This window comes from Methylobacterium sp. NPDC097929 (assembly GCF_049543375.1).
Lineage (GTDB): Bacteria > Pseudomonadota > Alphaproteobacteria > Rhizobiales > Beijerinckiaceae > Methylobacterium.
Map to the genome: position 1 here is coordinate 18,779 of NZ_JBMVEP010000022.1, position 22,232 is coordinate 41,010.

Genomic DNA, 22,232 nt, shown 5'->3' on the forward strand with positions numbered 1-22,232 from the left:
ACCGAAGGAACCCTGATCACGTGCGCGAATCGTCCTCTCTCATCCGCCCCGTGATCCTCTGTGGTGGCGCGGGCACGCGGCTTTGGCCGGCCTCGCGCGAGAGCATGCCCAAGCAGTTCGCCCGCCTCGTCGATCCGGACCAATCCACCTTCCAGGCCACCGCGCGCCGCGTCGCCGACCCCGGCCTGTTCGCCCGGCCCACCGTGATCGCGGCAGCCGAGTCGCGCTTCATCGTTGCCGAACAGCTCGTGCAGGCGGGGCTCTCCGCCGACATCATCCTCGAACCGCAGGGGCGCGACTCGGCCGCTGCCGTAGCGGTCGCAGCCCTCCACGGTGCCCGCACCGATCCGCAGGCGCTCGTGCTGATCATGGCGGCCGACCACGTCATCGGCGACGCCGACGCCTTCCGCCGGGCGGTCGCAGCCGCCGCCGAGGGCGCGCGCGCCGGCTACACCATGACGCTCGGCATTGAGCCGACCCGGCCCGCCACCGATTACGGCTACATCCGCCGCGGCGCTCCGCTACCCACGGGCGAGGGCGGTGATCGAGCCGGCTGCGCGGTCGAGCGCTTCGTCGAGAAGCCGGACGCGGCCGGGGCCGAGCGGCTGATCGCCGAAGGAGCGCTGTGGAATTCCGGCTACTTCCTGTTTCGCGCCGACGTGATGATCGCCGAACTCGAAGCCTTCGCCCCGGACGTGCTCGCGGGCGCTCGAGCGGCGCTCCAGGCGGCGGCGACCGATCTCGACTTCGTGCGCCTCGACGCCGAGGCCTTCGGGCAAATCCCGAAGATCTCGATCGACTACGCGGTGATGGAGCGCACGACCCGCGCGGGTGTGCTGGCGGTCTCCTTCGCGTGGTCGGATGTCGGCACCTGGGATGCGGTCTGGCAGGTGCTGGAGCGCGATGCGCGGGGCAACGCCGTGCGCGGCCGGGTCGAGCTCGTGGAGACCACGGGCAGCCTCGTCCACAGCGAGGGCGAGGGGCTCACCACCGTGGTCGGGCTCGATGACGTGGTCGTGGTCGCCACCCCCGACGCGGTGCTCGTCGCCTCCAAGTCCCAGTCCGGCAAGGTCAAGGATCTCGTGAGCGTCCTGCGGGCGAAGGCGCATCCAGAGGCGGATGCCCATCGCCGGATGTACCGGCCCTGGGGCTGGTACCAGCGCATCGACATCGGCGAGCGCTTCCAGGTGAAGCGGATCATGGTGACGCCGGGCGGGCGGCTCTCGCTGCAGAAGCACTTCCACCGGGCCGAGCACTGGGTGGTGGTCAAGGGCACGGCCGAGGTGACGGTCGATGCGCGGGTGGTGCTGGTGCACGAGAACGAGGCGGTCTACCTGCCGATCGGCTCGATGCACCGGCTGACGAACCCCGGCAAGATCCCGCTCGAACTGATCGAGGTGCAGGTCGGCTCCTACACGGGCGAGGACGACATCATCCGCGTCGAGGACGTCTACGGACGCTGAGACCCGCCCCGGAGCGCCGATCGACTCCGCATGCCGCCCCCTCCCCGGCCGCGCCTGAAAAGCGGGCGATGACCGGTCGCGAACCGGGCGGCGCCTCCTGCTTTGCCCGCGGCCTCCGAGGCTGGCGCGACCTCGGTCTCTTCCGACCTGAAACCGGGCGTCGCATCACGCCCGCAAGCGGCGCATTTTGCAACGCAACACAGCCGGAAACACCAAGTATCGGTGGCATCCCGATCGACGCCTGAGCTGAAACAGGCAGCACATCGACTCGAATCGCGCCGAGTTCCGCTGCGCCGAAAACGATTCGGCAGGTTTCAGGCACCGCCCCCGGTTTCACCGACCACCGGCTCACCTCCGGAATTCGACGGACTTCGCTTCGGTGAACGCCGACGAACCTCCGAACACAGGATGGCAATCCGATTATTGGCTTGCCGCATGCCTACAAAAAACTCGTCAGGCTGAAAACTTGAGCAGCACTTGCTCGCGACCGGACTTGTCATGCTGCGCCGCAAAAGGCAAGCATAGTCCAGCGTGGTTAACGGTTTCTTTCGGGGATCTCGCCAATAAGGAGGCCTAGGTGTCGGATCAAAACCTGTTCCTGATCGGCCCGCGTTTGAAGAGGGCCTCCCTCCTCCCATCGGCCCTGCGCCCCCTGGGCGCGCGCCGAGCCGTCGATCGTGTGGTCAAGCGCGGGTTCGATCTGAGCACCGCCCTGATCGCGCTCGCCCTCCTGCTGCCCCTGCTCGTCCTCGTCGCCCTGGCGATCTGGGTGGCCGATGGCGGCTCGCCCTTCTACAGCCATCGGCGCCTCGGCCGCGCCCAGAAGACTTTCGGCTGCTTGAAGTTCCGCACGATGCGCATCGACAGCCAGGAGGCGCTGGCCCGCCACCTCGCGGAGAATCCGGCCGCCCTCGCCGAGTGGACGCTGACGCGCAAGCTCAAGGACGACCCGCGCATCACGCCGATCGGTCAGGTTCTGCGCAAGTCCAGCCTCGACGAGCTGCCGCAGCTCATCAATATCGTGCGGGGCGAGATGAGCATCGTCGGGCCGCGGCCGATCGTCGATGCGGAAATCGAAAAGTACGGCGATGCCGCCTCCGACTATTTCGCCGTGCGCCCGGGTCTCACCGGTGCCTGGCAGGTCAGCGGGCGCTCGGACACAACCTACGCGGAGCGCGTGCGTCTCGACCGCCAATACGTCGCGTCGCAGAGCTTTACCGGCGATATCCTGATTATCCTGCGCACGATCCCGGCCGTCTTCATGGTCAAGGGCTCCTACTAGTCTCGGGCGCGGGCGAAATCGGAATCCTGATATCGAGGCCGCCGGCCCCTTGAGCGGCGCCCGCGCGATCGGTCCCGTCAGGTCGCGCGGAGCGGGCCGGGTCACCTGCGGGCGCGACCATCCACGTCCTCGGCCTCTTGCCGAGCGGCCGAACGAGGGAGGCTGGCCCGCCGACGAGGGCTCTACCGCCCGCGAGCATCCCTTCCCGTAAAGCCCGGCCCCGGAGGCGCGTCATGCGTGTTGCGATCATCCATTACTGGCTCGTGGGCATGCGGGGCGGCGAGAAGGTCATCGAAGCGCTCGGGCGGATGTATCCCGAGGCCGACATCTTCACCCATGTGGTCGTGCCGGAGGCCCTGTCGGAGGATTTGCGCCGCCACACGATCCGCACCTCGTTCATCGCCAAGCTTCCGCGGGCGGCGCGGATGTACAAATCCTACCTGCCGCTGATGCCGCTGGCGCTGGAGCAGCTCGATCTCAGCGGATACGACCTGATCATCAGCAGCGAGTCGGGTCCGGCCAAGGGCATCATCCCGCCGGAGGGCGCAGTCCACCTCTGCTACTGCCATTCCCCGATGCGGTACATCTGGAACATGTACCACGAGTACCGGCGCAGTGCCGGACCGGTCGCGCGGGCCGCGATGCCGCTGCTGACCCATTATCTGCGGATCTGGGACGAGAGTTCGGCCGCGCGGGTGGACCGTTTCGTCGCCAATTCGAGCACGGTGGCCGGCCGCATCCGCCGGTACTACCGCCGGGACGCCGAGATCGTGCATCCGCCGGTCGATGTCGCCGCCTTCGCACCGGTCGGGCTGGAGGAGCTGGGCGACTACTATCTGATGGTCGGCGAACTCGTCCGCTACAAGCGGCCGGACATCGCCGTGCGTGCCTTCAACGCCTCGAAGCGGCGCCTCGTGGTAATCGGCGGCGGCGAGATGCTGGACGAGCTGCGTGCGCTCGCCGGTCCCACGGTGCAGATCCTCGGCTCACAACCCTTCGCCGTCCTGCGTCACCACTACGCCCGGGCCCTCGGCCTCATCTTCCCCGGCGAGGAGGATTTCGGGATCGTGCCGGTGGAGGCCATGGCGAGCGGCCGCCCGGTGATCGCCTACGGCCGCGGCGGCGCTACCGAGACGGTGGTGGACGGGCGCACCGGCGTCTTCTTCGACGAGCAGAGCGAGGATGCGCTGATCGACGCCGTCGCGCGTCTGGAGGGCCTCGCCCTCGACCCGGCCGAGATCGCCCTGCACGCGCGCCAGTTCAATCCCGCTCGGTTCGAGCGGCAGATGCGCCAAGCCGTCGCCGAGGCCTGGATGGACGCCTACGGCAAGCAGCCGCCCGATGCGGCGCCGGAGGCCGGCGCGCTCATTCCCCTGAGCCGCCGACGGCCCGCCTATGCGTGAACCTCGCACCCGCGGCGGGACGTGGCGGCGATGAGGAGCCCCCGCCTCCGCAGCGGCGCCGCGCCCCCGGCCCGCACGATCTGGGGCGGCGAGCGCCCCGAGTCCGAGGCCTCGGCCGGCATCGCCGCGACGCTGAGGCTGCTTCGGCGGAAGGCACCGTTCCTCGTGCTGTGGATCGGGGCCTTCGTCGTCCTCGGCGCCGTCTACGTGAAGCTGCTGCGGCCGGACTTCGTCGCCACGACGCAGGTTCTCCTGCAACCGCGCGTCATCATCAACGACGGCCCCGAGGACGTCCGGCACTTCCACCAATTCATGATCGACGGCGAGCAGTGCGAAACCGAGCTGCGCGTGCTGCGCTCGGAGCAATTGCTCTACCGCGTCTTCAAGATGCTGAACCTCGCCGAGGCGCCCGAGATCCGCAGCGGACCGGACGGGCTCTGGGCCTATGTCGGCGCCAAGATCCACCAGTTCGAGCGCCTCATCGGACCCGCCGACGACGGTGTCCCGGACTTCTACGCCTTCGCCGACCGGGTGCGCTCGCGCCGCCTCGGCCTGTCCTACGTGATCGAGATCTCCTACCGGGCCCACAGCGCCGAGCAGGCCGCCCGGGTCGTCAACGCCATCGCCGTGGCCTACGCCGCCCACCGCCTGCGCGGCGTGCTCGCCCGCGAGCAGCGCAGGGGCGTCTACCTCCAGAGCCGCCTGAAGAGCCTGCACACGCAGATCATCGCGGCCGATGCCGGCATCCGCTTCGGCATCATCCCCGACGGCGGCCTGCCCGATGCCGACATGCGCCTGCTCGGGCCCGCCACGCTGCCGCTGCGCAGCGCCTACCCGAAGCCGGGACCGCTGCTCGCCATGATGGCCGGACTCGGCGCGGTGAGCGGCCTGCTGATCGTGCTGCTGCCCCGGACCACGCCGTCGCGCGCCGTCCGAACGGCTCCCACCGCAAACCTGCCCGAACGCGCGAGGACCGCATGAGGACGCACGCCTACTTCCGGCGTCGCGGCGCGGCAGGCCTGGCCCTGGCCTTCCTGCTCACCGCCGGGATGGCCCGGGCCGGGGAGCCCTACCGGCTCGGCCCCCAGGACCAGCTCCAGGTCAAGGTCTCGGACCTGCGCGCCGGGACGGGCGAGGCCTACCAGTGGCAGGCCTTCACCGGTGAGTTCACGGTGGCGCCCTCCGGGCTGGTGGCCCTCCCGGTCGTCGGCGAGATCGAGGCCAGCGGACGCACGACGACGGAGGTCGCCGCCGATCTCGCGGAGCGGCTGCGGGCCAAGGCCGGCCTCGCCGCGAGGCCCGACGCCTCGGTCCAGATCGTGAAGTTCCGCCCGTTCTACGTGATGGGCAGCGTCGAGAAGCCCGGCGAGTACGAGTACCGGCCCCAGCTCAGCGTCCTGCAGGCGGTCAGCATCGCCGGCGGCATGCAGCGGGTACCCACCGACCTGCTGCTGCGCTTCACCCGCGAGGCCGTGCAGGCGCGCGGCGACCTGCAGGAGCTTTCGGCGACCCGCCTCGCCCTGATCGCGCGCCAAGCCCGGCTCGATGCGGAGATCAGGGAGACCCCGGTCACCTTCCCGGCCGAACTCCAGTCCCGCAGCAGCGAACCCGAGATCGCCCGCATCCTGCGCGAGGAGCGCCTGGCCCTCGACACGCGGCGGGCGGCGGTCGAGGCACAGGTCGTCAACCTCAAGCATTACAAGGACTTCCTGACCGAGCAGATCGGCTCCCTGACGGCCAAGGATGCCAAGACCGTCGATCAGCTCGAGATGATGAAGAGCGAACTCTCCCGCATCTCCGGCCTCGTGGCGAAGGGCCTCTCGGCGATGCCGCGGCAGATCGAGGCCTCGCAGACCATCGCGACCCTCGAATCAAACCGGCTCGACGTTCAGATCGCCGTGATCCGGGCACGGCAGGACATCTCCAAGGCCGATCGCGACATCCTCGACCTGAAGGATCAGCGCCGCAACGTCGCCCTGCAGGAATCGGCCGAGACGCGGATCAAGCTCAACGAGACCGAGGCGAAGCTCGAAGCGGCCCGCCACCTCCTGCGCCAAGCGGAGATCACCTCGCCCGCCGTCCTGGTCGCCAATTCCGACGCCTACGCCAAGCCGGACTATCTCATCCTGCGCCGCCGGGGGAACCGGGCCGAGACGCTGCCGGCCGACGAGGACGACCTGCTTCAGCCCGGCGACGTCGTGCGCGTGCAACCGCGGCTGGCCGCCCCGGACCCGTCCGCCGCGGTGCGCACGGGCGGCCCCCGCGTGCTGGCCGGGCAGGCGAGCGATGAGTGAGGCGCGCCCGTGAGCTGGCCTGCCGCCCTCCTGTGGATTCTGATCCTCGCGGCCGCGTTCTCGAACGGGCCGGGCCTGCTCTACCTGCTGATGATCTGCGGCGCCTTCGGCTCCCTGCAGATGCTGCCGGGAAGCGGCGGCGCGAATCTGCTGCCTCAATCGGCCTGCGCCGCGGTGTTCATCGGCAAGGTGATGATCCAGCCCGGCAACATCCGGCGCGGCATCGAGGCCGCCCTCGATCCGCAGCGCCTCGTCCTGTTCTCGGCCTTCCTCGTCTACGCGCTGTTCGGCGCCCTGGTGCTGCCGCGCCTGTTCTCCGGAATGATCGAGGTGGTGCCGGTCTCCGCCTTCCGCTTCGGCACGGACATCCTGAAGCCGGGCGCGGGCAACATCACCCAGTCCGGCTACATGGCGCTGTCCTACGCCGCGACGCTGGCCTTCACGATCATCGGTCAAACGGAGGCGGTTCGCGCGCATTATCGGCGCGCGCTGCTCTGCGCGGCCTGCGCACTCATCGCCACCGGCCTCGTCGACCTGATCACCTTCAGCCTCAACCTCGGTGCCGTCCTCGAACCCTTCCGCACCGCGACCTACGCGCTCCTGACGGATGTCGAGGCCGAGGGCGCCAAACGCGTGGTCGGCCTGATGCCGGAAGCCTCCAGCTACGGCACGGCCTGCGTCGGCGTGGCGGCGGCGCTCGTCTTCGCCCGGCCCCTCTACCGCGCCGGCAACGAGCAGCTTCTGGTGATGGCCGCGATCGGCGGCCTCGTGCTGATGACCATGCTCTCGACCTCGTCGACGGCCTATGTCGGGCTCGCGGTGTTCGGGCTGGTCTACGGCCTCGATCTTCTGGTGCGCATGCTCGACGCGGGCAATCCGCGCCGCGACCAGATCGGCATCGAAGTCGGCCTCATCGTGTTCGTCGCCTTCGCGGTCTTCGCGACCTTCGTGATCCAGCCGGCGCTGTTCGATCCGATCGTGGCGATGGTCGACAAGATGGTCTTCCAGAAGTCCAGTTCGGCCTCCTACGTCGAGCGCAGCCTGTGGAACCGGGTCGGCTGGCACGCCTTCTTGGATTCCGGGGGCCTCGGAGTTGGGCTCGGCTCGATCCGCGTCTCGAACTGGGCGATCTCGATCCTCGGCAGCACCGGCCTGTTCGGCGCGCTGCTGATGTTCGGCTTCATCGCGCAGCAACTCTTGGCCGCCCCGCGGGACGCTTCGCGCGAAGCGGTCCTCTTCGCCACGGTCACGAAGCTCGCGCTCGTGCCGGTTCTGGTGATGTACCAGCTCGCCGGCACCATTCCCGATATCGGGATCGCCGCTTCCGCGGCGCTCGGCATGATCGCCGCCGCCCACACGCCGCCGGGCGGGCGGCGGGTCGTCTCCCCGCGGCCGGCGGGCCGAACCATGCCGGTCGGCGCGGCCTCGGAGTTCCGGCCGTGAGCCGGCTCGCAGCCCGCGGCGGGGCGACCGCCCCCGCCTTCGCCCCAATGGGCCGGTCACGCGAAATGATCGGTGTCGGCGAAAGAGGCGGACCGGGGCGGCACGAGACCGGCTGTCTGCGAGACCGGTCGGAGCGATTCGGCCAGCGGCATTCCCCCGACGCCCACCCGCGTGCCGGAAGCTCCGGTTCCTTGTTCACTCGGCGAGGGGCCGATGTATCATGGCGACGTGCGTCTCCTCACCTGCGAGCCGCTCCTGACGCATCCGGGGGCGGCGACCTTCGCGATCAACGGCCGATTCTACGCCCAGCCGGTGACCGGCGTGCAGCGCTATGCCCGGGAGATCGTCTCCGAGATCGACCACCTCTTGAGCCATCAGCGCGCGCAGGCGCGGATGATCCTGCCGCCGACGGTCGCGCCGCCGATCTTCGCGGCGATCCAGCCGTCTCGCGCGGGCGGCGCTTCGGGTCATCTCTGGGAGCAGGCGATCCTGCCCATCCGGTCCGAGGGGCCGCTGCTCAACCTGTGCAACACCGGTCCGCTCGCGGCGCGCCGGCAGATCGTGTGCATGCACGATACGAACGTGTTCGACGAGCCGGGCAGCTACAGCCCCGCCTTCCGCGCCCTCTACCGGGTGCTGCTGCCGGGTCTCGTCAGGCGCGGGGCGGTCGTCACCTCCGTCTCGCGCTTCTCTGCCCGCCAGTTGGCCCGGCGCCTCGGGATCGCGCCGCAGGCGATCACGGTCATGTACAACGGGCGCGAGCACGTCTTCCGCTGGAACGCCGCGGCCTCCGGGCTGCCGGCGCGCCTGAGCGGGCTCCGGCCCTTCGCGCTCCTGCTCGGAAGCCGCGCCCGGCACAAGAACGCGGCCTTCATCCTGCGGCAGGCGGAAGCACTCGACGCCCTGGGCATCGACCTCGTCGTGGCGGGCGGCGCGGCGGCGATCTTCTCGCCGACGGAGACCGTCAGCGCCCGCAACATCCACGGCCTCGGCTTCGTCACGGACGACGACCTCGCCTGGCTCTATGCGCACGCCCTCTGCCTCGCCTTTCCCTCGCGCTCCGAGGGATTCGGGCTGCCCCTGCTCGAAGCGATGACGCTCGGCTGCCCGGTCGTCGCCTCGGATCAGTCGTGCCTGCCGGAGATTTGCGGGGAGGCCGCCCTCCTGGCGAATCCGGACGACGCGCCGGCCTGGCAGGCCCATTTCCGCAACCTCGTCGCCTCGCCGGAGCTGCGCGCCGACCTGCGCGGACGCGGCCTGGAGCGTGCGAAGGCCTTCTCCTGGCGCGAGGCGGCGCAGGGCTATCTCGACCTGCTGCGTCGACTCTAGGGCGCCCCCCACCTCCGACCGCAACGCGATCCGACCCTGCGGCCGGCGCGGCCGCGCCGCGCACGCGGATTGCTTGGCCGGAAGGCCGCCCCCGATTTTCCCCGATCAGCGAGAGAGGCCAGCGGTGACGAGCATCGGTCCCTTCGACACCGCCGATTCCGAGCCGGCGCGCGTCTGCGTCGGGATCGCGACCCGGGGCCGCCCGGACCAGCTCGCGGCGATGCTCGACAACCTCGCCCGTCAGACCCTGAAGCCGCAGACGATCATCGTCTGCTGCTCGGGGCCCGAAGATGTCGGCACGGTCGCCGCGCGCGAAGACGTGACGGTCGTCTACGAGACACCGGGCCTCGCCCGTCAGCGCAACGGCATCCTGCGGGCGCTCCCGGACGGCACCGACTGGGTCGTCTTCTTCGACGACGACTTCTATCCCGATCCGCGCTGGATCGAGACCGTGTCGCGGGCGTTTCGGGCCGAGCCGGGGCTCGCCTGCATCACCGGCCACGTGCTGGCCGACGGCATTCTCGGGCCCGGCCTCACCCGGGACGAGGCGCTGGCGCGCATCGCCGCCCACGATCCGGCCAGGAGCGCGTGGGTGATCGAGGGCTACAGCCCCTATGGCTGCAACATGGCCTTCCGCTGCGCGGCCATCGAGGGGCTGCGGTTCGACGAGCGGCTCGTGCTCTACGGATGGCTGGAGGATCGCGACTTCGGAACCCGCGTCGCGCAGCGCGGCGGCCGGCTGATCAAGCTCGGCACGGCCACCGGCGTCCATCTCGGGGTCAAGGGCGGCCGGGTGTCGGGGCGCAAGCTCGGCTACTCCCAGGTGATGAACCCGGTCTACATGCGCCGGAAGAGCACGATGACCACCGCGCAGCTGATCCGCCAGATCAGCCGCAACGTCAGCTCCAACCTCGTGAAATCGGCCCGGCCCGAGCCCTACGTCGACCGTCGCGGGCGCCTCGTCGGAAACCTCATCGCCGCGCTCGACCTGCTGCGCCTGCGCCTGACTCCGGAACGGGCCGCCTCCCTATGAACTACACCTCGAAGATCCTCCGCCCGGACGATCCGCACGAGAGCCCGCTTCCCGGATTCGACCGCATCGACTTCGGCGAGCCCGGGCACGAATCCGAGACGACGCTGATCGGCGACCTGATCGCCGCGATCCGGCGGCATGCCCTGGCTCTCGCACTGTGGGTTCTGCTCTGCACGACCGCCGGCATCGCCTACGTGGTGATCGCCCAGCCCGAATTCGTGGCCGCGGCTCAGATCGCGCTGGAGCCGCGGGTGCGGCTGCCGCCGGGCGCCGACGCCGCGGCAGCCGCCGCCGCCACGGCCCCGACGCTCGACAGCGCCCAGGCGGAGAGCCAGGTGCAGGTCATCCGCTCGGCACGCAACCTGCGCTACGTGTTCGACACCCTCGGCCTCGACACGGATCCGGCCTACGCGGCCAAGGGACCGGGTCTCCTCGGCCGCACCGTCGCGTGGTTCTCCGCCCTTTTCCCCTTCCTGTCCGCACCGCCGCCCTCGCCCGAGGAGACGGCGATGCGCGCCCGCGAGATCGCCTTCCAGAACTTTTCCGACCGGGTTCAGGTCAAGCGGCTCGGGCAGTCCTACGTCCTCGAACTGTCCTTCCGGGGCCTGACGCCGAGGGACGCCGCCCGCCTGACGAACACGATCGCGGCCGCCTATATCCGCGACCAAGTGCTCGTCCGCGCCGCCTCGGACCAGCGCGGCACCGAGTTCCTGCAGGGCCGGATCGCCCTGATCCAGGCGCAGAAGAAGGCTGCCGACGAGGCGGTCGCCACGGGCGTGATCACCGACTTCCAATTCCCGGATTCGGATGCGCGCATCGTCGGCGCGGCCCTGCGGCCCCTCGCGGCCGCCTATCCGCAGACCAAGCTGATCCTCCTGCTCGGCGCCGTCTTCGGCTTCGTCAGCGGCGTCGGCTGCATCGCCGTCCTGCACAGCTTCGACCGCACCGTGCGCTCGCCGGCCCAGATCCGCCGCATGCTCGGCGTCGATTGCTTCCCCGTCCCGCGCTTTCGGGACGGACGCCTGACGGAGACCAGCGCCCTCGGCCGGCCGGATTCCGATTTCGCGCTCGCGCTGCGCCGGCTGCGCACCGTCCTCTTCGCTGTGGGGGGCGAGGACCGCTACATCACGATCGGCCTTCTCGCCTGCCACGAGGAGGCGGGCTGCAGCGCGCTCAGCGCCAACCTCGCCTGCCTGCTCTCCGCATCGAGCGACCGGGTGCTGCTCGTGGATGCGGACCTGCGGGAGCCCGAGCTCACCCGCCGCTTCGCGCCGAGGGCGGCGGACGGGCTCGAAAGTCTCGTCCTCTCGCCCGCCAACGGCGCCGAGCTACCCGAGGTCGCGCTCGCAGCCTCGCTCAGCTTCGTGCCCGCCGTGGCGGCCGGTCGGAAGGCCAACCCCAACGCCTTCCTCGGGGCGCACGCGATGCGCGCGGCGCTGGCCCGGGTCAACGGCAAGCGGGACATCATCCTCGACCTGCCACCGCTCGACACCTCCTCCGACGCGCAGGCGATCGGGCACATGCTCACCGGCATCGTCCTCGTCGCCAGCCTCGACCGGACGAAGCTCGACCAGCTCTCGGACGCGATCCGCGCCCTTCGGTCGGCCCGTTGCCGCGTTCTGGGCATCGCCCTCAACGATCCGGTGCAGTCCCGCAGAGCCAGGAGGCAAGCCCGTGCATCAGCATCGTGAGGAGCGGCGAAAGGGGAGCGGGCGGGCCGGCGGGCTGCGCGTCGGGCTCTTCAACGTCAAGTACAGCCCGAACCTTGGCGATGGTCTGCTCTCGGAGTGCATCGAGGCCGAGCTGATGCAGATCGTGCCCGGCCTCACCGTCGAGTCCTTCGATCTGGCGGGCCGCACGGACTACGCCGCGGGCGGGCGCCTGCGCGGGGCGACGCTGAGCCTGCTCCAGAGCAGCCCCACCCCCGTGCGTCACGGCCTCGTCCGCACCCTGCTCGGTCGCTCCCTGAGCCGTCAGCGCCCGGTCTGGCGCGCGCGGCTCGCGGGCATCGACGCGGCGGTGACCGGCGGCGGCAACCTGTTCAGCGATGCCGACCTCAATTTCCCCCTGAAGATCGACGCGGCCTGGGCCGAGCTGCGCGCGGCCGGCATCCCCACCGCGGTCTTCGCCGTCGGCGTGGCCGACAACTGGTCCGAGACCGGGGCCGCCCTGTTCCGGCGCGCGATGGCGGGTACGCGTCTCCTCGACGCTTCGGTGCGCGACGCGCGCTCGGCCGAAATCTGGAACAGGCGGCTCGGGGCCTCGGGCGCCCCCCGCGCGCGGGTGGTGCACGATCCCGGCCTCCTGGTCGCGCGGCACGTGTTGCAGCGACGCGGCCCGCGCACGACGCCGCGGATCGGCCTCGGACTCACCCATCCGACCACGCTGCGCTACCATTCCGACGAGGCGGCGGTGAGCGAGCGCGACCTGACCGAATGGTACGCCGCCCTGGTCCGCGGCTGCTTCGCGCGGGGCTGGTCGGTCGACGTCTTCACGAACGGCAGCCCGGAGGACGAGGCCTATCTGGGTCGCCTCCGCGCGGTCCTGGCCGAGGCCGCCTCGGCGCCGGCCGGCGGGCCGGACATCAGCTTCGCACCGCGCTTTCGCAACCCGACCGAGCTGGCGACCTTCCTCTCGGGGCTCGACCTGCTGATGGCCCACCGCCTGCACGCCAACATCGCGGCCTATTCCTACGGCGTCCCGCAGATCGGCTTCACCTGGGACCTCAAGCTCAAGAGCTTCTTCGATCTCGTCGGGCGCGGTGAGTACGTGAGCACCGCGGGCCGCGACAGGCCCGAGGCCGTGCTGGCGCTGACCGAGCGCGGCCTGCGCGAAGGCCTCGACCGCCGCCGCCACAGCGCGATCCTCGACGAGGCGGCGGCGGACGTGGCCGTCCTCGCCGAGACCTTGAAGGCGGGTGCCGGGGCCGGGGCCGCACTGCCTTGCGAGGCGCACCCATGACGGGCGCTTCGGCCGCCGCGCGCGCGGGAGGAGCCGAGCCGGGTCCCGCGCCGAGCCGCGTCGTCGTGATCAACGACCGCTCCCTCGCCTTCGGGGGCGCCACCGGGCTCGCGTTGCTGAGCGCGTGCCTCCTGCACGCGCGCGGCATCCCGGTGACCTATCTGGCGGGGGATGCGGGCGAAAATCCCGCCCTCGCGGAGGCCGGTATCCCGGTCCACGCGCTTGGAGGCCGGCGGCTCCTCGAAGCGGGCGCGCTGGCGAGCCTGCGTCGCGGTCTCTACAACCCGTCCACCCTCGATCTCGTCGGCGACCTGATCCGCCGCCACGACGACCCCGGCACGGTCTATCACCTCCACACCTGGAGCCAGATCCTGTCGCCGGCGGTGTTCCGCGCGCTCGAGCCGGTGCGCGCGCGGCTGTTCGTGAGCGCGCACGACTTCTTCCTCACCTGCCCGAACGGGGCCTACGCGCTCTTCCGGCAGGGGGAGACCTGCCCGCACGTGCCGCTCGGTCTCGCTTGCCTCACGGCGCGATGCGACCGCCGCAGCTACGCGCACAAGCTCTGGCGGGTGGCGCGCCAAGCGGTGCAGACCCGCACCCTGCGCTACCGGGACGCCGCGCCGCGCATCCTCGCGATCCACGCGGCGATGCGACCGCTTCTGATCCGCGGCGGGGTGCCGGACGCGGCGATCACCACGCTCCCGAATCCGATCAACCCCTGGAGCACGACCCGCATCGCGGCCGAGCGCAACCGCGCCTTCGTGTTCGTCGGACGGCTGAACGAGGAGAAGGGCCCCGATCTCGCCGCGCGGGCGGCGCGGGCGGCGGGCGTGCCGCTGCTGGTGATCGGCGATGGGCCGCTCCTGGAGACGCTGCGGCGCGAGCATCCCGAGGTCCACTTCGCCGGCCGTCAGCCGGCCGAAGCGGTGGCGCGCCTCGTTCGCGACGCCCGCGCCCTGGTCATGCCCTCGCGCTACCCGGAGCCCTACGGCCTCGTGGCCGGCGAGGCTCTGTGGAGCGGTCTGCCGGTGATCCTAACGGATCAGGCGCTGCTCGCCGCCGACATCGTGATCCGCGAGGCCGGCCTCGCCTGCGACCCGCGCGACGAGGCGGCGCTGGCCGGAACCATGGCGCGGCTGGCGGGCGACGACGCGCTGACCGAGCGGATGAGCCGCAACGCCTTCACCCGTACGGCCGATCTCGGCCACACCAGTGAGGGCTGGACCGACGCCCTGCTCGACGCCTACGCCGCCGTCCTGCCGAAGGCGCTCCCGGCACGCGCCGCGCTGCAGGCCTGACCGGAACCGCGCCCCAACGCGCGGCCTCTCCCTGCCCTTCGGGATGATCGAATCCCGGTCCCGCGCGATCCTGTCGCTGTGCCCGCCCGAGCCGCGCGGGGAGAGGGTCCGAGGCCGTCGCGCTCGCCAGCCCTCAGCGGCTCGGGCAGCGTGCCGCCCGGCCCTCGGGGTCCGGGGCGTAGACGTGCACGTAGTCGACGAGGAGCACCGAGGGATTGGGCGTCCTGTCGATCGGGAAGCCCGAGCCGAGCGCGAGGTTGACGAGGGGGAACAGCGGCTTGTCGAGTTCCGGCGGGGTCGGCCGCTGCCAGACCGGCTTGCGGTCGAGATAGTAGGTGATGGTCTCGGGCGTCACGCGCACGCCGTAGGTGTGGAAGGCGTCGAGGAGTGCGCCGGCCGGCACGGGGATCTTCTGCACCGTGTTCGTGGTGCGCTTCTTGTCCTCGCCCTTGTACCAGACGTGCAGGGCCGCCGAGTAGGCCGCATCCGAATGGCCGTAATACTCGATCACGTCGATCTCGATGCTCGGGGTCTTGTCGGCGTTCGGGCGCTGCGTGCCGAGCCAGAAAGCCGGCCACGTGCCCGGCCCCGGCGGCAGGCGCATGCGCGCTTCGAAGTAGCCGTAGCGCAGGCCGAAGCCCGCACCCGTGCCGTCCGAGGTGGCGAGCAGGCCGGAGCGCCACTTGCCCGCCTCGTCCCGCCGGGCTGTGATGTGGAGGATGCCCTCCCTGATCGAGAAGGGGCCGGCGGGCGCGTCATCGACGAAGCGGGCATCGCCGAAATCGCCGTTCCAGGGCGTGTGCGCGATCCAGCGCGCGGAATTCAGCACCCGCGGAGCGACGCTGAGGCTGTCGAACTCCTCCATGAAGGCCGGCTTGTAGGCGCAGAGATCGAGCGCCTCGTCCGCCGCCGCGGCCCGCCGGGGGCCGAGCGCGCTGGCGGCTAGGACGGACAGGAGGAGCGCGGGGCGCAGGGCCGGCTTCAGGGTCGGAGCCTTCATCGGTTGAGCATCTCCCGGCTGATGTCGACGTGGCGGCGGATGTAGGCTTCGGCCCCGATCCCGGCCTCGATCATGTGCGCCTGGGCCCGCTCGGCACGGAGGCGGGCCGCCTCGGGATCGGCCGCAACCCCAATGAGCGCCGCCCGCAGCGCGGCCGGATCGCCCGGCGGCACGTAGCGGACGGCGTCGGCGCCGAAATAGCCTTCGAGCCCCCCGGTGGCGGTCGCCACCACGGGCAGACCGGCGAGCACTGCCTCCTGGATCACCGTGATGCCGCTAGCATGGCGGTTGGGCTTCAGCGGCACGCAGACCACGCTCGCCGCGGCGAGCTGCGCGGCGAGTTCGGCCTGGCTGCGGGCCTGTCCGATCCGCAGGTTCGGACGCGAGCGGGCGAGCCGGCGCGGCGCCGTGCCCGACAGGATGACCGCCGAGGCTTGCGGCAGGCGGTCGAGCGCGGCGACGAGGCAGGCCCAGTCGCGGTGCCGGTCGCTGCCGATCGCCAGGATGCGCAGCGGACGGCACGGACGCCGGACGGGCGCGGTGACGCGCTCCGAGGGTATGCCGAAGGGCACGTGCAGAACCCGCTTGCCGGGAAACAGAGCCCGAGCGACGGCGAGGTTCTCGGTGGAATGGACCGTGAGCACGTCCACGTCCCGGATCAGGCGGCGGTACAGCATCCGGTGGAGCGGGCCGAGGCGGTGCCAGCGGTCGAACAACCAGACGCTCTGCCCGATCAGTTTCGGCCGCCGCCTCCGGAAGACGTGCGCCGCGGCCACCGCGAGGAATTGCGATTCGGTGTGCGTCCAGACCACGTCCGCCTCGGCGAGCGTCCGGCCCTGGCGTAGGGCGTGCAGCAGGTCGAAGCCCAGGAGGACGCGCAGCCCCAGACGCAGGAACCGGGCCGCCGAACTCTCGGGATAGGCCCGCGCGAAGGCGAGGGTGCAGCCCATCCGCTCGGCACGACCGTAGCCGTAGGGGGTCTCCTCGTTGACGCCGACCAGGGTGCCCGCCTCCCAGGCCCGGCGCCACGCCGCCGGGTCCTTGTCGGTCGCGAGGTGGACGAAGACGCGCAGCAGGCCGGCGCCGTCGGCTCGGGCCCGATCCGCTCCGGCAACGAGAGGCTCCTGCGCATCCGCTTGCAACAGCGCACCTGCCTGAACGCGCACGGTCCTCGCGGGTCGACCGCGCCCGGCACGGGGCGCGCCCACCTGCAAAATCGCCCGCGGACCACCCACGGCCGGAATCGTGCATGGATTTTGCAACGCATCATCACCACGAAATTGCGAGGATGCAAGACATGCCCGAATAGATGTCGCCGCGATGAGCGATCATTGATCTAAGCACGACGTATCCGGCTATCAGTGAAGCCGGTTGCTCCGTCGTTCCTAGCTTTGACGCGACGCACAGAACTGAGTTGCTTCTCTTATCCGCCGTATCGTGCGGATTCGAGCAGTCTTGCGTGCCGGCCAAACCAGCTCGGCGAGGGAGGACGTCTTTTCGGAAGCTGGGCGGGCGCCGCGCGGAAGGGTCGCCAGGGAGATCGCTTCAGGATGAAGGAAGAGAACCAGCGTCTCCCGGACCATGGCGCCGCGTCCGATCCGGAAGGGGATCCGGCGCCGGAAACGGTCGTCGTGCTGCCGGAGCCTACCGCCGGGCCGGGGCCGGCCCCGGCCTTGATGACGCCGGAGGCCGGACCGCCGGGCGGCGGTTCCCGCCGGCTGGCGGTGAACGTGCTCGCCGGGGGCGGCGTGAACCTGGTGAAGATCGGCCTGCAACTGGTGATGCTGCCGCTGATGGCGCACCTGCTCGGCCCCGCCGAGTTCGGCGTCTACGCTCTGGCGCTGCCCACGGTCGCCTTCTTCATGACCCTGGCCGATGGCGGCCTCGGCGCCTCCCTCGCCCGCGAACCGACGCAGTCGCGCGAGATCTGGTCGACCGCCTTCTGGCTGGTGCTGATGGTCGGAGCGGGGCTCACGCTCATCGTGGCGGGCTGGGGCGTGGTCCTGGCGCAGCTGTCGCGCGAGCCGCGGGTCGCAGAGGTGATGGCGCTGCTCTCGGTGAGCTTCCTCTTCGTCACCCTCTCGGTGCTGCCCTACGCCCGGCTGACGCGGGAGCGCCGGCTCGCGGCAATCTCGGGGGCCGATCTCGCCGGCAACCTGCTCGGCGCGGCGGTCGCGGTCATCCTCGCCCTGGGAGGCGCGGGCGCGATGAGCCTCGCTGCGCAATACGTCATCCTCTACTTCGTGCGGGGGAGCGTGCTGAACCTCCTGGCCTTCGTGCGCCCGAGCCTCGTCTTCCGGCCCTCGATGCTGAAGTCGCACGTCTCCACCGGCAGCGCGCTGGTCAGCAGCCGGCTCGTCGACTTCGCCGGCCGGCTCGTGGAAAACCTCGTCTTCGGCCGCTTCTTCGGTCCGGCAGCGCTCGGCACCTTCACCTTCGCCAACCAAGTGCCGCGCTTCGTCTGCGAGGCGGCGTCCGGTCCGCTCTGGGGCGCCCTCTACGCCCACGCCCTGCGCGAGGACGACGCGCGTCTTGCGCTGCTGCACGCCAAGCTCGTGCACATCCTCAGCCTCCTCCTGGCACCCGTGGCCTTCCTCACGGCCGCCGTCGTGCCGGGGCTGATCCTGCGAATCCTCGGCCCCGACTGGAGCGACGCCGCGACCATCCTGAGCATCCTGATCCCGTTCTACGCGCTGAACGCGGTGGCGCATCAGAGCGGCGCCCTCCTGCTCGCCAGGGGTTCGGGCTGGACGGTGTTCCGCCTCTCCCTCGTCCTCGTCGTCGCGCGGGTGGCCGCGGTGCTGCCCGGTCCCTGGCTCGGCCCCCTCGGCGTCGCCTGGGGCATCGGCGTCGCGCAGGTGCTCTTTGCCGGGCTGATGCTGCGGGCGCCCGGCCGGGTCGGCCTGGCGCCGGTGGGGCCGCTGCTGCGCGCGATGCGGGCGCCCACGCTCGCCGGGCTCGCCGCCGGCCTCGCCTGCCACTCCATCGTGCAGGGCGCCCCCACCGAGATTGTGCGCATCGGCCTCGGGCTGCTCGCCGGCCTCGCCACCTACCTCGTGGTCCTGTTTCTGCTTGAAGGCTCACGCCTGCGGGAGGATCTCGGCGGCGTCCGGCGCCTGATCCGGCGATGAGGGGACCGCGAGACCGGGCTCCGCGCGCGGCCCGCACCATCGCAGGGAGTGTTCTGGAATGATCACCGCCGCCCTTCTCGACGCCATCTGGCAGAGGCCCGCTCTCTGGGAGAGACTGCGCGGATTGCTGCGCAGAACGGGCTACGACACCACCGACTGGGTCCGCTCGGCGATGTACCGCGACTGCTTCGCCTTCATCCAGGAACTCGGGCCGGACACGCTCGACGTCCTGGAAATCTCGGGCGGCAATCAGTGGACGCGCGACTTCGGCTTCAAGAGCTACGAGAACACCGAATATCCGGGCTTCGACATCTGCGCCGAGACGCTGCCGCGCCAGTTCGACCTGATCATCGCCGATCAGGTGTTCGAGCACCTGCCCTGGCCCTACCGGGCCGGCCGCAACGTCTGGTCCATGCTCAAGCCCGGCGGGCACCTCGTCATCGCGACCCCCTTCCTCGTGCGCATCCACCGCGTGCCGATCGACTGCTCGCGCTGGACGCCGGATGGGCTGAGCTACCTCCTGCAGGAATGCGGCTTCGCCGCGCAGGACATCCGTGCCCAGGCCTGGGGGAATCGTGCCTGCCTCGTGGGCAATCTCCGCACATGGCGCAAGCGCGGCTTCTTCGGCTCGCTCGCCAACGAGCCGGATTACCCCGTCATGGTCTGGGCTTTCGCCCGGAAGGCGCCGGACGCCGTGTGAGTGCGGGCGCAGGCTGGGGCGCAGCCCTCAATCGTGCTTGATGTGGAGGTCGCCCTTCTCCACCCTTCGCAGATCCTTCTTGAACAGGAGGCGCGCAGCGTGGCGGATCAGAACGATCGCGACGAGGCCGGCGAAATAGCCCACCTGCAGCGCCACGAAGGCGCCGGCGAGCATCCCCGCGCCGAAGCCGCTGCCGGTCAGCGCGTTCAGCAGCGCGAGGAAGGCGACGATCCCCAGTGCGGTCAGGACGAAGCCGATCACGGAGACGTAGCGGGCGCATACGCCTCCGAAGAGGGCAAAGAGTGCCCAGATCGTGATCGTTCCCATCACACTCCTCCGTATCCCGGCATAACACGGTCGCGGACGGTTCGACGACTGTACCCGATGGCGCCGTGATGATGCCGGCGACCGATGAATAAACCATTCGCGCACCGAAGCGACAGCTCTTGGCGGGGATGCGATTCCGGGATCTGTCGCGCGGCGACGCTGTGCTGAGAACCGAGAGGCTCAGCCTCTCACGCAACGCCCGCCGTGATCGGCGGGCGGGATCGGGCGTCGGCAATGTCGGGAGCATGCGCCGTTGATCGGAGCCGTGAGCTGGAAGGCTGCCGGTCCGCGTCCCTTAGGGACGGGGATCGGGCCGGAAGACCCGGCGGACGACCCGGTCCCCGACTATCCGGCAGAGGCGGTCGGGCAGGCCGTAGAGCTCCGACGCGCCGACGAACAGGATCGCCACCGTCCTCAGCAGAAAGCCCGGCTCTTCCTCAGGCTCGGCGCGGTCGTACCAGAGCGGGTCGCGATCCTGCATGGAAGGATTCCTCGTCCGACGCCGGCCTTCCGAGCGTCGTAAAGGTTTCCTTTACCATGAACCGTGCCAACCGGGGCCGCACCCGGCGGTCACAGAATCAGCGTGTCGGCCGTGAGCAGCTTCACGTCGAGGACATTGATCGCGAAGTCGGGCGACAGGTTTCCGTCGACATTGCCCGAGAGGACGCCCTTCTCGAAGCGGAGTTGGCCCGCCGCGCTGAAGGCGCCGGAGCCCATGAAGGTGAAGGATTGGTCGCCGGGCAGGAGCATGTTGGCGTCGATCTGCGACAGGTCGAGGCGATCACCCTGCGCGGCCGAAAAGCCGACGATGGTGTCGCGCGCACCGACCGGACTGTCGGTGACGTTCTGGAAAACGAACCGGTCGGCCCCCGCATCGCCGTAGAGGCGGTCGGCTCCGGCGCCACCGATCAGCACGTCGTCACCATCCTGGCCGGCCAGTCGGTCGTCACCGGCACCGCCGATCAGCACGTCGTTGCCGGCCCCGCCGAAGATGCGGTCGTCCCCGCCCAGGCCCGACAGCACGTTGGCACCGTCATTCCCGTAGATCTCGTTGGCGAGCCCGTTCCCGGTCGCGCTGAGATCGGCCCTGCCCAGCAGGGCGATCTTCTCGATATGGTCGGGCAGAGCGTAGGACACGGTGCTGCGCACGGTGTCGTAGCCGCCGTCCGCGCTCTCGACGATCCGGGTGTGCGAGTCGGTGACGAGATGGGTGTCGTCGCGGCTCGTCCCCTGCAGCGTCGGTCCCACCGGCTGCGGGCTCATGGGCCGGGCCTCGTAGGCACGGAAGTAATCGACGTAGAGGGAAGCGTCGTTGAGACCGGGGTCAATCGGCCAGCCGCCGCCCGCCGCGAGGTTGATCATCCAGATCGGGTTGGTGTCGAGGGCCTCGGGCGTCGCCCGCGACCAGTAGGCCTGATCATCGAAGTAGAACGTCATCCGCTCAGGCGTGATCTCGACGCCGTAGGTGTGCCAACCCGAGGACACGACGCCGAGGCCCGGATTGGCGCGGGCGTAGTCGCTCGTATGCCCTTCCAGGGTCGTGCCCGCCCAGTCCCAGTCGTGCACCACGCTCGAATACTGCGTCGGCATCGCGGTGCCGTAATTCTCCATCACGTCCACTTCGACCACGTGATCGCGCGCGGCGGACAGCCGTTCCGACTCGATCGACCAGAGGGCCGACCAGACGCCCTTCCCGGTCGGGAGCCAGAGCCGGGCCTCGTAATAGCCGTAGGGATCTCCGTCGCGCACGGTGCGGCTGCTGCCGTCCGGGAAGGTGTCGGAGATCAGCCCACTCTGGAGCTGCCCGCTTGCGTCGCGGGTCATGTGGATGCGCAGAGCCGTCTCGCCGCCCTGCTCGACGATGGAGAAGGGCGCATTGACGGCGTTGGCCGGCACGAAGCGCGCGCTGCCGAAGGACCCGCCCCAGGCCTGCCCGCTGTACCAGTTCGCATCCGCCGTACGGCTGGCCGAGATGCTCAGACTGTTGAACTCGTCCGCGTAAACCAGCGCGTAGCCCGTCGGAGCCGGCATGATCTCGTCCTCAAAGACCGCATCTCGCTTGCAAGATGTTTGCCGAAGCCTAAGCGTCGCATTTCTAAGAAAATCTGAATCCACCCGGATCCGGGCGCGGAAGCGGCCGCTATCGACGGCGGCCTCATCCAATGGATTCTTCGCAATTACCCCAGATTCAAGAATTCGCTCGATTGGCCGTGGGATCTGGCCAAGGCGCGCCTCATCCTGAAAGGCGGTTTCCCGCTTCGTCTTCGCGAGGCAAAGCCGAAGCGATCCATGGCGCGGCGCTTCCGGCATGGGCGTAGGCGTACTCGCGCAAGCTTGAGCAGGGGTGAGCCCCCTCCCCTCACGCGGGGCATGTCGGCTGGGCCGGCTCGGCGGCCTGTGCGTGCGGGGGGTTGGCTCCGCACGGGCCTGGGTTGGCTTGGCGTGGCCGTGTGCGGTTCGGCGGCGTGGCCCGGACGCAGGAAAGCCCGCGCGGCGGGTGCCGTGCGGGCGGGTGTGTGCGGTCTGGTCCGCGTCGGGTTGTGTGCGTGTGGGTGTGAGTTTGGTTGC

General features: G+C 70.4%; 18 protein-coding genes. 13 read left to right on the forward strand and 5 right to left on the reverse strand.

The window, feature by feature from the left end:
* The first annotated feature begins 20 nt into the window (after positions 1–20).
* The 11 genes from ACPCJR_RS25235 to ACPCJR_RS25285 all read left to right on the forward strand — a co-directional run bounded on the left by ACPCJR_RS25235 (position 21) and on the right by ACPCJR_RS25285 (position 14,506).
* Positions 21–1,463 (forward strand): mannose-1-phosphate guanylyltransferase/mannose-6-phosphate isomerase, encoded by a 1,443-nt coding sequence (locus ACPCJR_RS25235; protein WP_391516148.1) that lies wholly within the window; start codon positions 21–23, stop codon positions 1,461–1,463.
* A gap of 577 nt (positions 1,464–2,040) precedes the next feature.
* Positions 2,041–2,745, forward strand: coding sequence for a sugar transferase (locus ACPCJR_RS25240; RefSeq protein WP_391516146.1), 705 nt, complete (start codon positions 2,041–2,043; stop codon positions 2,743–2,745).
* A gap of 233 nt (positions 2,746–2,978) precedes the next feature.
* Positions 2,979–4,148, forward strand: coding sequence for a glycosyltransferase (locus ACPCJR_RS25245; RefSeq protein ID WP_391516144.1), 1,170 nt, complete (start codon positions 2,979–2,981; stop codon positions 4,146–4,148).
* Positions 4,149–4,178: 30 nt separating this feature from the next.
* Positions 4,179–5,129 (forward strand): hypothetical protein, encoded by a 951-nt coding sequence (locus ACPCJR_RS25250; protein WP_391516142.1) that lies wholly within the window; start codon positions 4,179–4,181, stop codon positions 5,127–5,129.
* A complete protein-coding gene (locus tag ACPCJR_RS25255) occupies positions 5,126–6,442 on the forward strand; it encodes a polysaccharide biosynthesis/export family protein (protein WP_391516141.1) in 1,317 nt (438 codons plus the stop codon). Before ACPCJR_RS25250 ends, ACPCJR_RS25255 begins: the two co-directional genes overlap by 4 nt.
* 9 nt (positions 6,443–6,451) lie before the next feature.
* The gene (locus ACPCJR_RS25260; RefSeq protein ID WP_391516139.1) at positions 6,452–7,885 is read left to right on the forward strand and encodes a hypothetical protein; all 1,434 of its coding nucleotides are present in this window, start codon (positions 6,452–6,454) and stop codon (positions 7,883–7,885) included.
* 213 nt (positions 7,886–8,098) lie between these two features.
* Positions 8,099–9,214, forward strand: a complete 1,116-nt coding sequence (locus tag ACPCJR_RS25265; RefSeq protein ID WP_391516137.1) for a glycosyltransferase family 4 protein — start codon at positions 8,099–8,101, stop codon at positions 9,212–9,214.
* Between the two features lie 124 nt (positions 9,215–9,338).
* Positions 9,339–10,247, forward strand: a complete 909-nt coding sequence (locus ACPCJR_RS25270; RefSeq protein WP_391516135.1) for a glycosyltransferase family 2 protein — start codon at positions 9,339–9,341, stop codon at positions 10,245–10,247.
* On the forward strand, positions 10,244–11,938 hold the full coding sequence (locus ACPCJR_RS25275) for a tyrosine-protein kinase domain-containing protein (protein ID WP_391516133.1): 1,695 nt from the start codon (positions 10,244–10,246) through the stop codon (positions 11,936–11,938). The genes ACPCJR_RS25270 and ACPCJR_RS25275 overlap by 4 nt, the downstream gene beginning before the upstream one ends.
* Positions 11,922–13,208, forward strand: a complete 1,287-nt coding sequence (locus ACPCJR_RS25280; RefSeq protein ID WP_391516131.1) for a polysaccharide pyruvyl transferase family protein — start codon at positions 11,922–11,924, stop codon at positions 13,206–13,208. The genes ACPCJR_RS25275 and ACPCJR_RS25280 overlap by 17 nt, the downstream gene beginning before the upstream one ends.
* Positions 13,205–14,506 carry a glycosyltransferase family 4 protein gene (locus ACPCJR_RS25285; protein WP_391516129.1) on the forward strand — a complete coding sequence of 434 codons (1,302 nt, stop codon included), beginning with the start codon at positions 13,205–13,207 and terminating at the stop codon, positions 14,504–14,506. The genes ACPCJR_RS25280 and ACPCJR_RS25285 overlap by 4 nt, the downstream gene beginning before the upstream one ends.
* Before the next feature lie 133 nt (positions 14,507–14,639).
* Here the strand turns inward: ACPCJR_RS25285 and ACPCJR_RS25290 are convergent, their stop codons facing one another.
* Positions 14,640–15,506 carry a glycoside hydrolase family 16 protein gene (locus tag ACPCJR_RS25290; RefSeq protein ID WP_391516127.1) on the reverse strand — a complete coding sequence of 289 codons (867 nt, stop codon included), beginning with the start codon at positions 15,504–15,506 and terminating at the stop codon, positions 14,640–14,642.
* Positions 15,503–16,672 (reverse strand): glycosyltransferase, encoded by a 1,170-nt coding sequence (locus ACPCJR_RS25295; protein ID WP_391516125.1) that lies wholly within the window; start codon positions 16,670–16,672, stop codon positions 15,503–15,505. The genes ACPCJR_RS25290 and ACPCJR_RS25295 overlap by 4 nt, the downstream gene beginning before the upstream one ends.
* Positions 16,673–17,056: 384 nt before the next feature.
* Between ACPCJR_RS25295 and ACPCJR_RS25300 the strand changes: the two genes are divergently transcribed.
* Positions 17,057–18,637, forward strand: coding sequence for an oligosaccharide flippase family protein (locus ACPCJR_RS25300; RefSeq protein WP_391516123.1), 1,581 nt, complete (start codon positions 17,057–17,059; stop codon positions 18,635–18,637).
* A 58-nt stretch (positions 18,638–18,695) separates the two neighbouring features.
* Positions 18,696–19,337 carry a methyltransferase domain-containing protein gene (locus ACPCJR_RS25305; protein ID WP_391516121.1) on the forward strand — a complete coding sequence of 214 codons (642 nt, stop codon included), beginning with the start codon at positions 18,696–18,698 and terminating at the stop codon, positions 19,335–19,337.
* A gap of 27 nt (positions 19,338–19,364) precedes the next feature.
* Here the strand turns inward: ACPCJR_RS25305 and ACPCJR_RS25310 are convergent, their stop codons facing one another.
* The 3 genes from ACPCJR_RS25310 to ACPCJR_RS25320 all read right to left on the reverse strand — a co-directional run bounded on the left by ACPCJR_RS25310 (position 19,365) and on the right by ACPCJR_RS25320 (position 21,695).
* Positions 19,365–19,664 carry a hypothetical protein gene (locus tag ACPCJR_RS25310; RefSeq protein ID WP_391516118.1) on the reverse strand — a complete coding sequence of 100 codons (300 nt, stop codon included), beginning with the start codon at positions 19,662–19,664 and terminating at the stop codon, positions 19,365–19,367.
* Positions 19,665–19,959: 295 nt separating this feature from the next.
* Positions 19,960–20,145 (reverse strand): hypothetical protein, encoded by a 186-nt coding sequence (locus ACPCJR_RS25315; RefSeq protein ID WP_391516117.1) that lies wholly within the window; start codon positions 20,143–20,145, stop codon positions 19,960–19,962.
* Positions 20,146–20,234: 89 nt separating this feature from the next.
* Positions 20,235–21,695, reverse strand: a complete 1,461-nt coding sequence (locus ACPCJR_RS25320; protein ID WP_391516115.1) for a M10 family metallopeptidase C-terminal domain-containing protein — start codon at positions 21,693–21,695, stop codon at positions 20,235–20,237.
* Positions 21,696–22,232 lie beyond the last annotated feature (537 nt).

What these genes read in the sequence shown, in the direction of transcription:
- ACPCJR_RS25245 (WP_391516144.1), top strand. Translation starts at nt 2,979, where the DNA reads ATGCGTGTTGCGATCATCCATTACTGGCTCGTGGGCATGCGGGGCGGC.
- ACPCJR_RS25250 (WP_391516142.1), top strand. Translation starts at nt 4,179, where the DNA reads ATGAGGAGCCCCCGCCTCCGCAGCGGCGCCGCGCCCCCGGCCCGCACG.
- ACPCJR_RS25255 (WP_391516141.1), top strand. Translation starts at nt 5,126, where the DNA reads ATGAGGACGCACGCCTACTTCCGGCGTCGCGGCGCGGCAGGCCTGGCC.
- ACPCJR_RS25265 (WP_391516137.1), top strand. Translation starts at nt 8,099, where the DNA reads ATGTATCATGGCGACGTGCGTCTCCTCACCTGCGAGCCGCTCCTGACG.
- ACPCJR_RS25275 (WP_391516133.1), top strand. Translation starts at nt 10,244, where the DNA reads ATGAACTACACCTCGAAGATCCTCCGCCCGGACGATCCGCACGAGAGC.
- ACPCJR_RS25285 (WP_391516129.1), top strand. Translation starts at nt 13,205, where the DNA reads ATGACGGGCGCTTCGGCCGCCGCGCGCGCGGGAGGAGCCGAGCCGGGT.
- ACPCJR_RS25290 (WP_391516127.1), bottom strand. Translation starts at nt 15,506, where the DNA reads ATGAAGGCTCCGACCCTGAAGCCGGCCCTGCGCCCCGCGCTCCTCCTG.
- ACPCJR_RS25300 (WP_391516123.1), top strand. Translation starts at nt 17,057, where the DNA reads ATGAAGGAAGAGAACCAGCGTCTCCCGGACCATGGCGCCGCGTCCGAT.
- ACPCJR_RS25305 (WP_391516121.1), top strand. Translation starts at nt 18,696, where the DNA reads ATGATCACCGCCGCCCTTCTCGACGCCATCTGGCAGAGGCCCGCTCTC.
- ACPCJR_RS25310 (WP_391516118.1), bottom strand. Translation starts at nt 19,664, where the DNA reads ATGGGAACGATCACGATCTGGGCACTCTTTGCCCTCTTCGGAGGCGTA.
- ACPCJR_RS25315 (WP_391516117.1), bottom strand. Translation starts at nt 20,145, where the DNA reads ATGCAGGATCGCGACCCGCTCTGGTACGACCGCGCCGAGCCTGAGGAA.
- ACPCJR_RS25320 (WP_391516115.1), bottom strand. Translation starts at nt 21,695, where the DNA reads ATGCCGGCTCCGACGGGCTACGCGCTGGTTTACGCGGACGAGTTCAAC.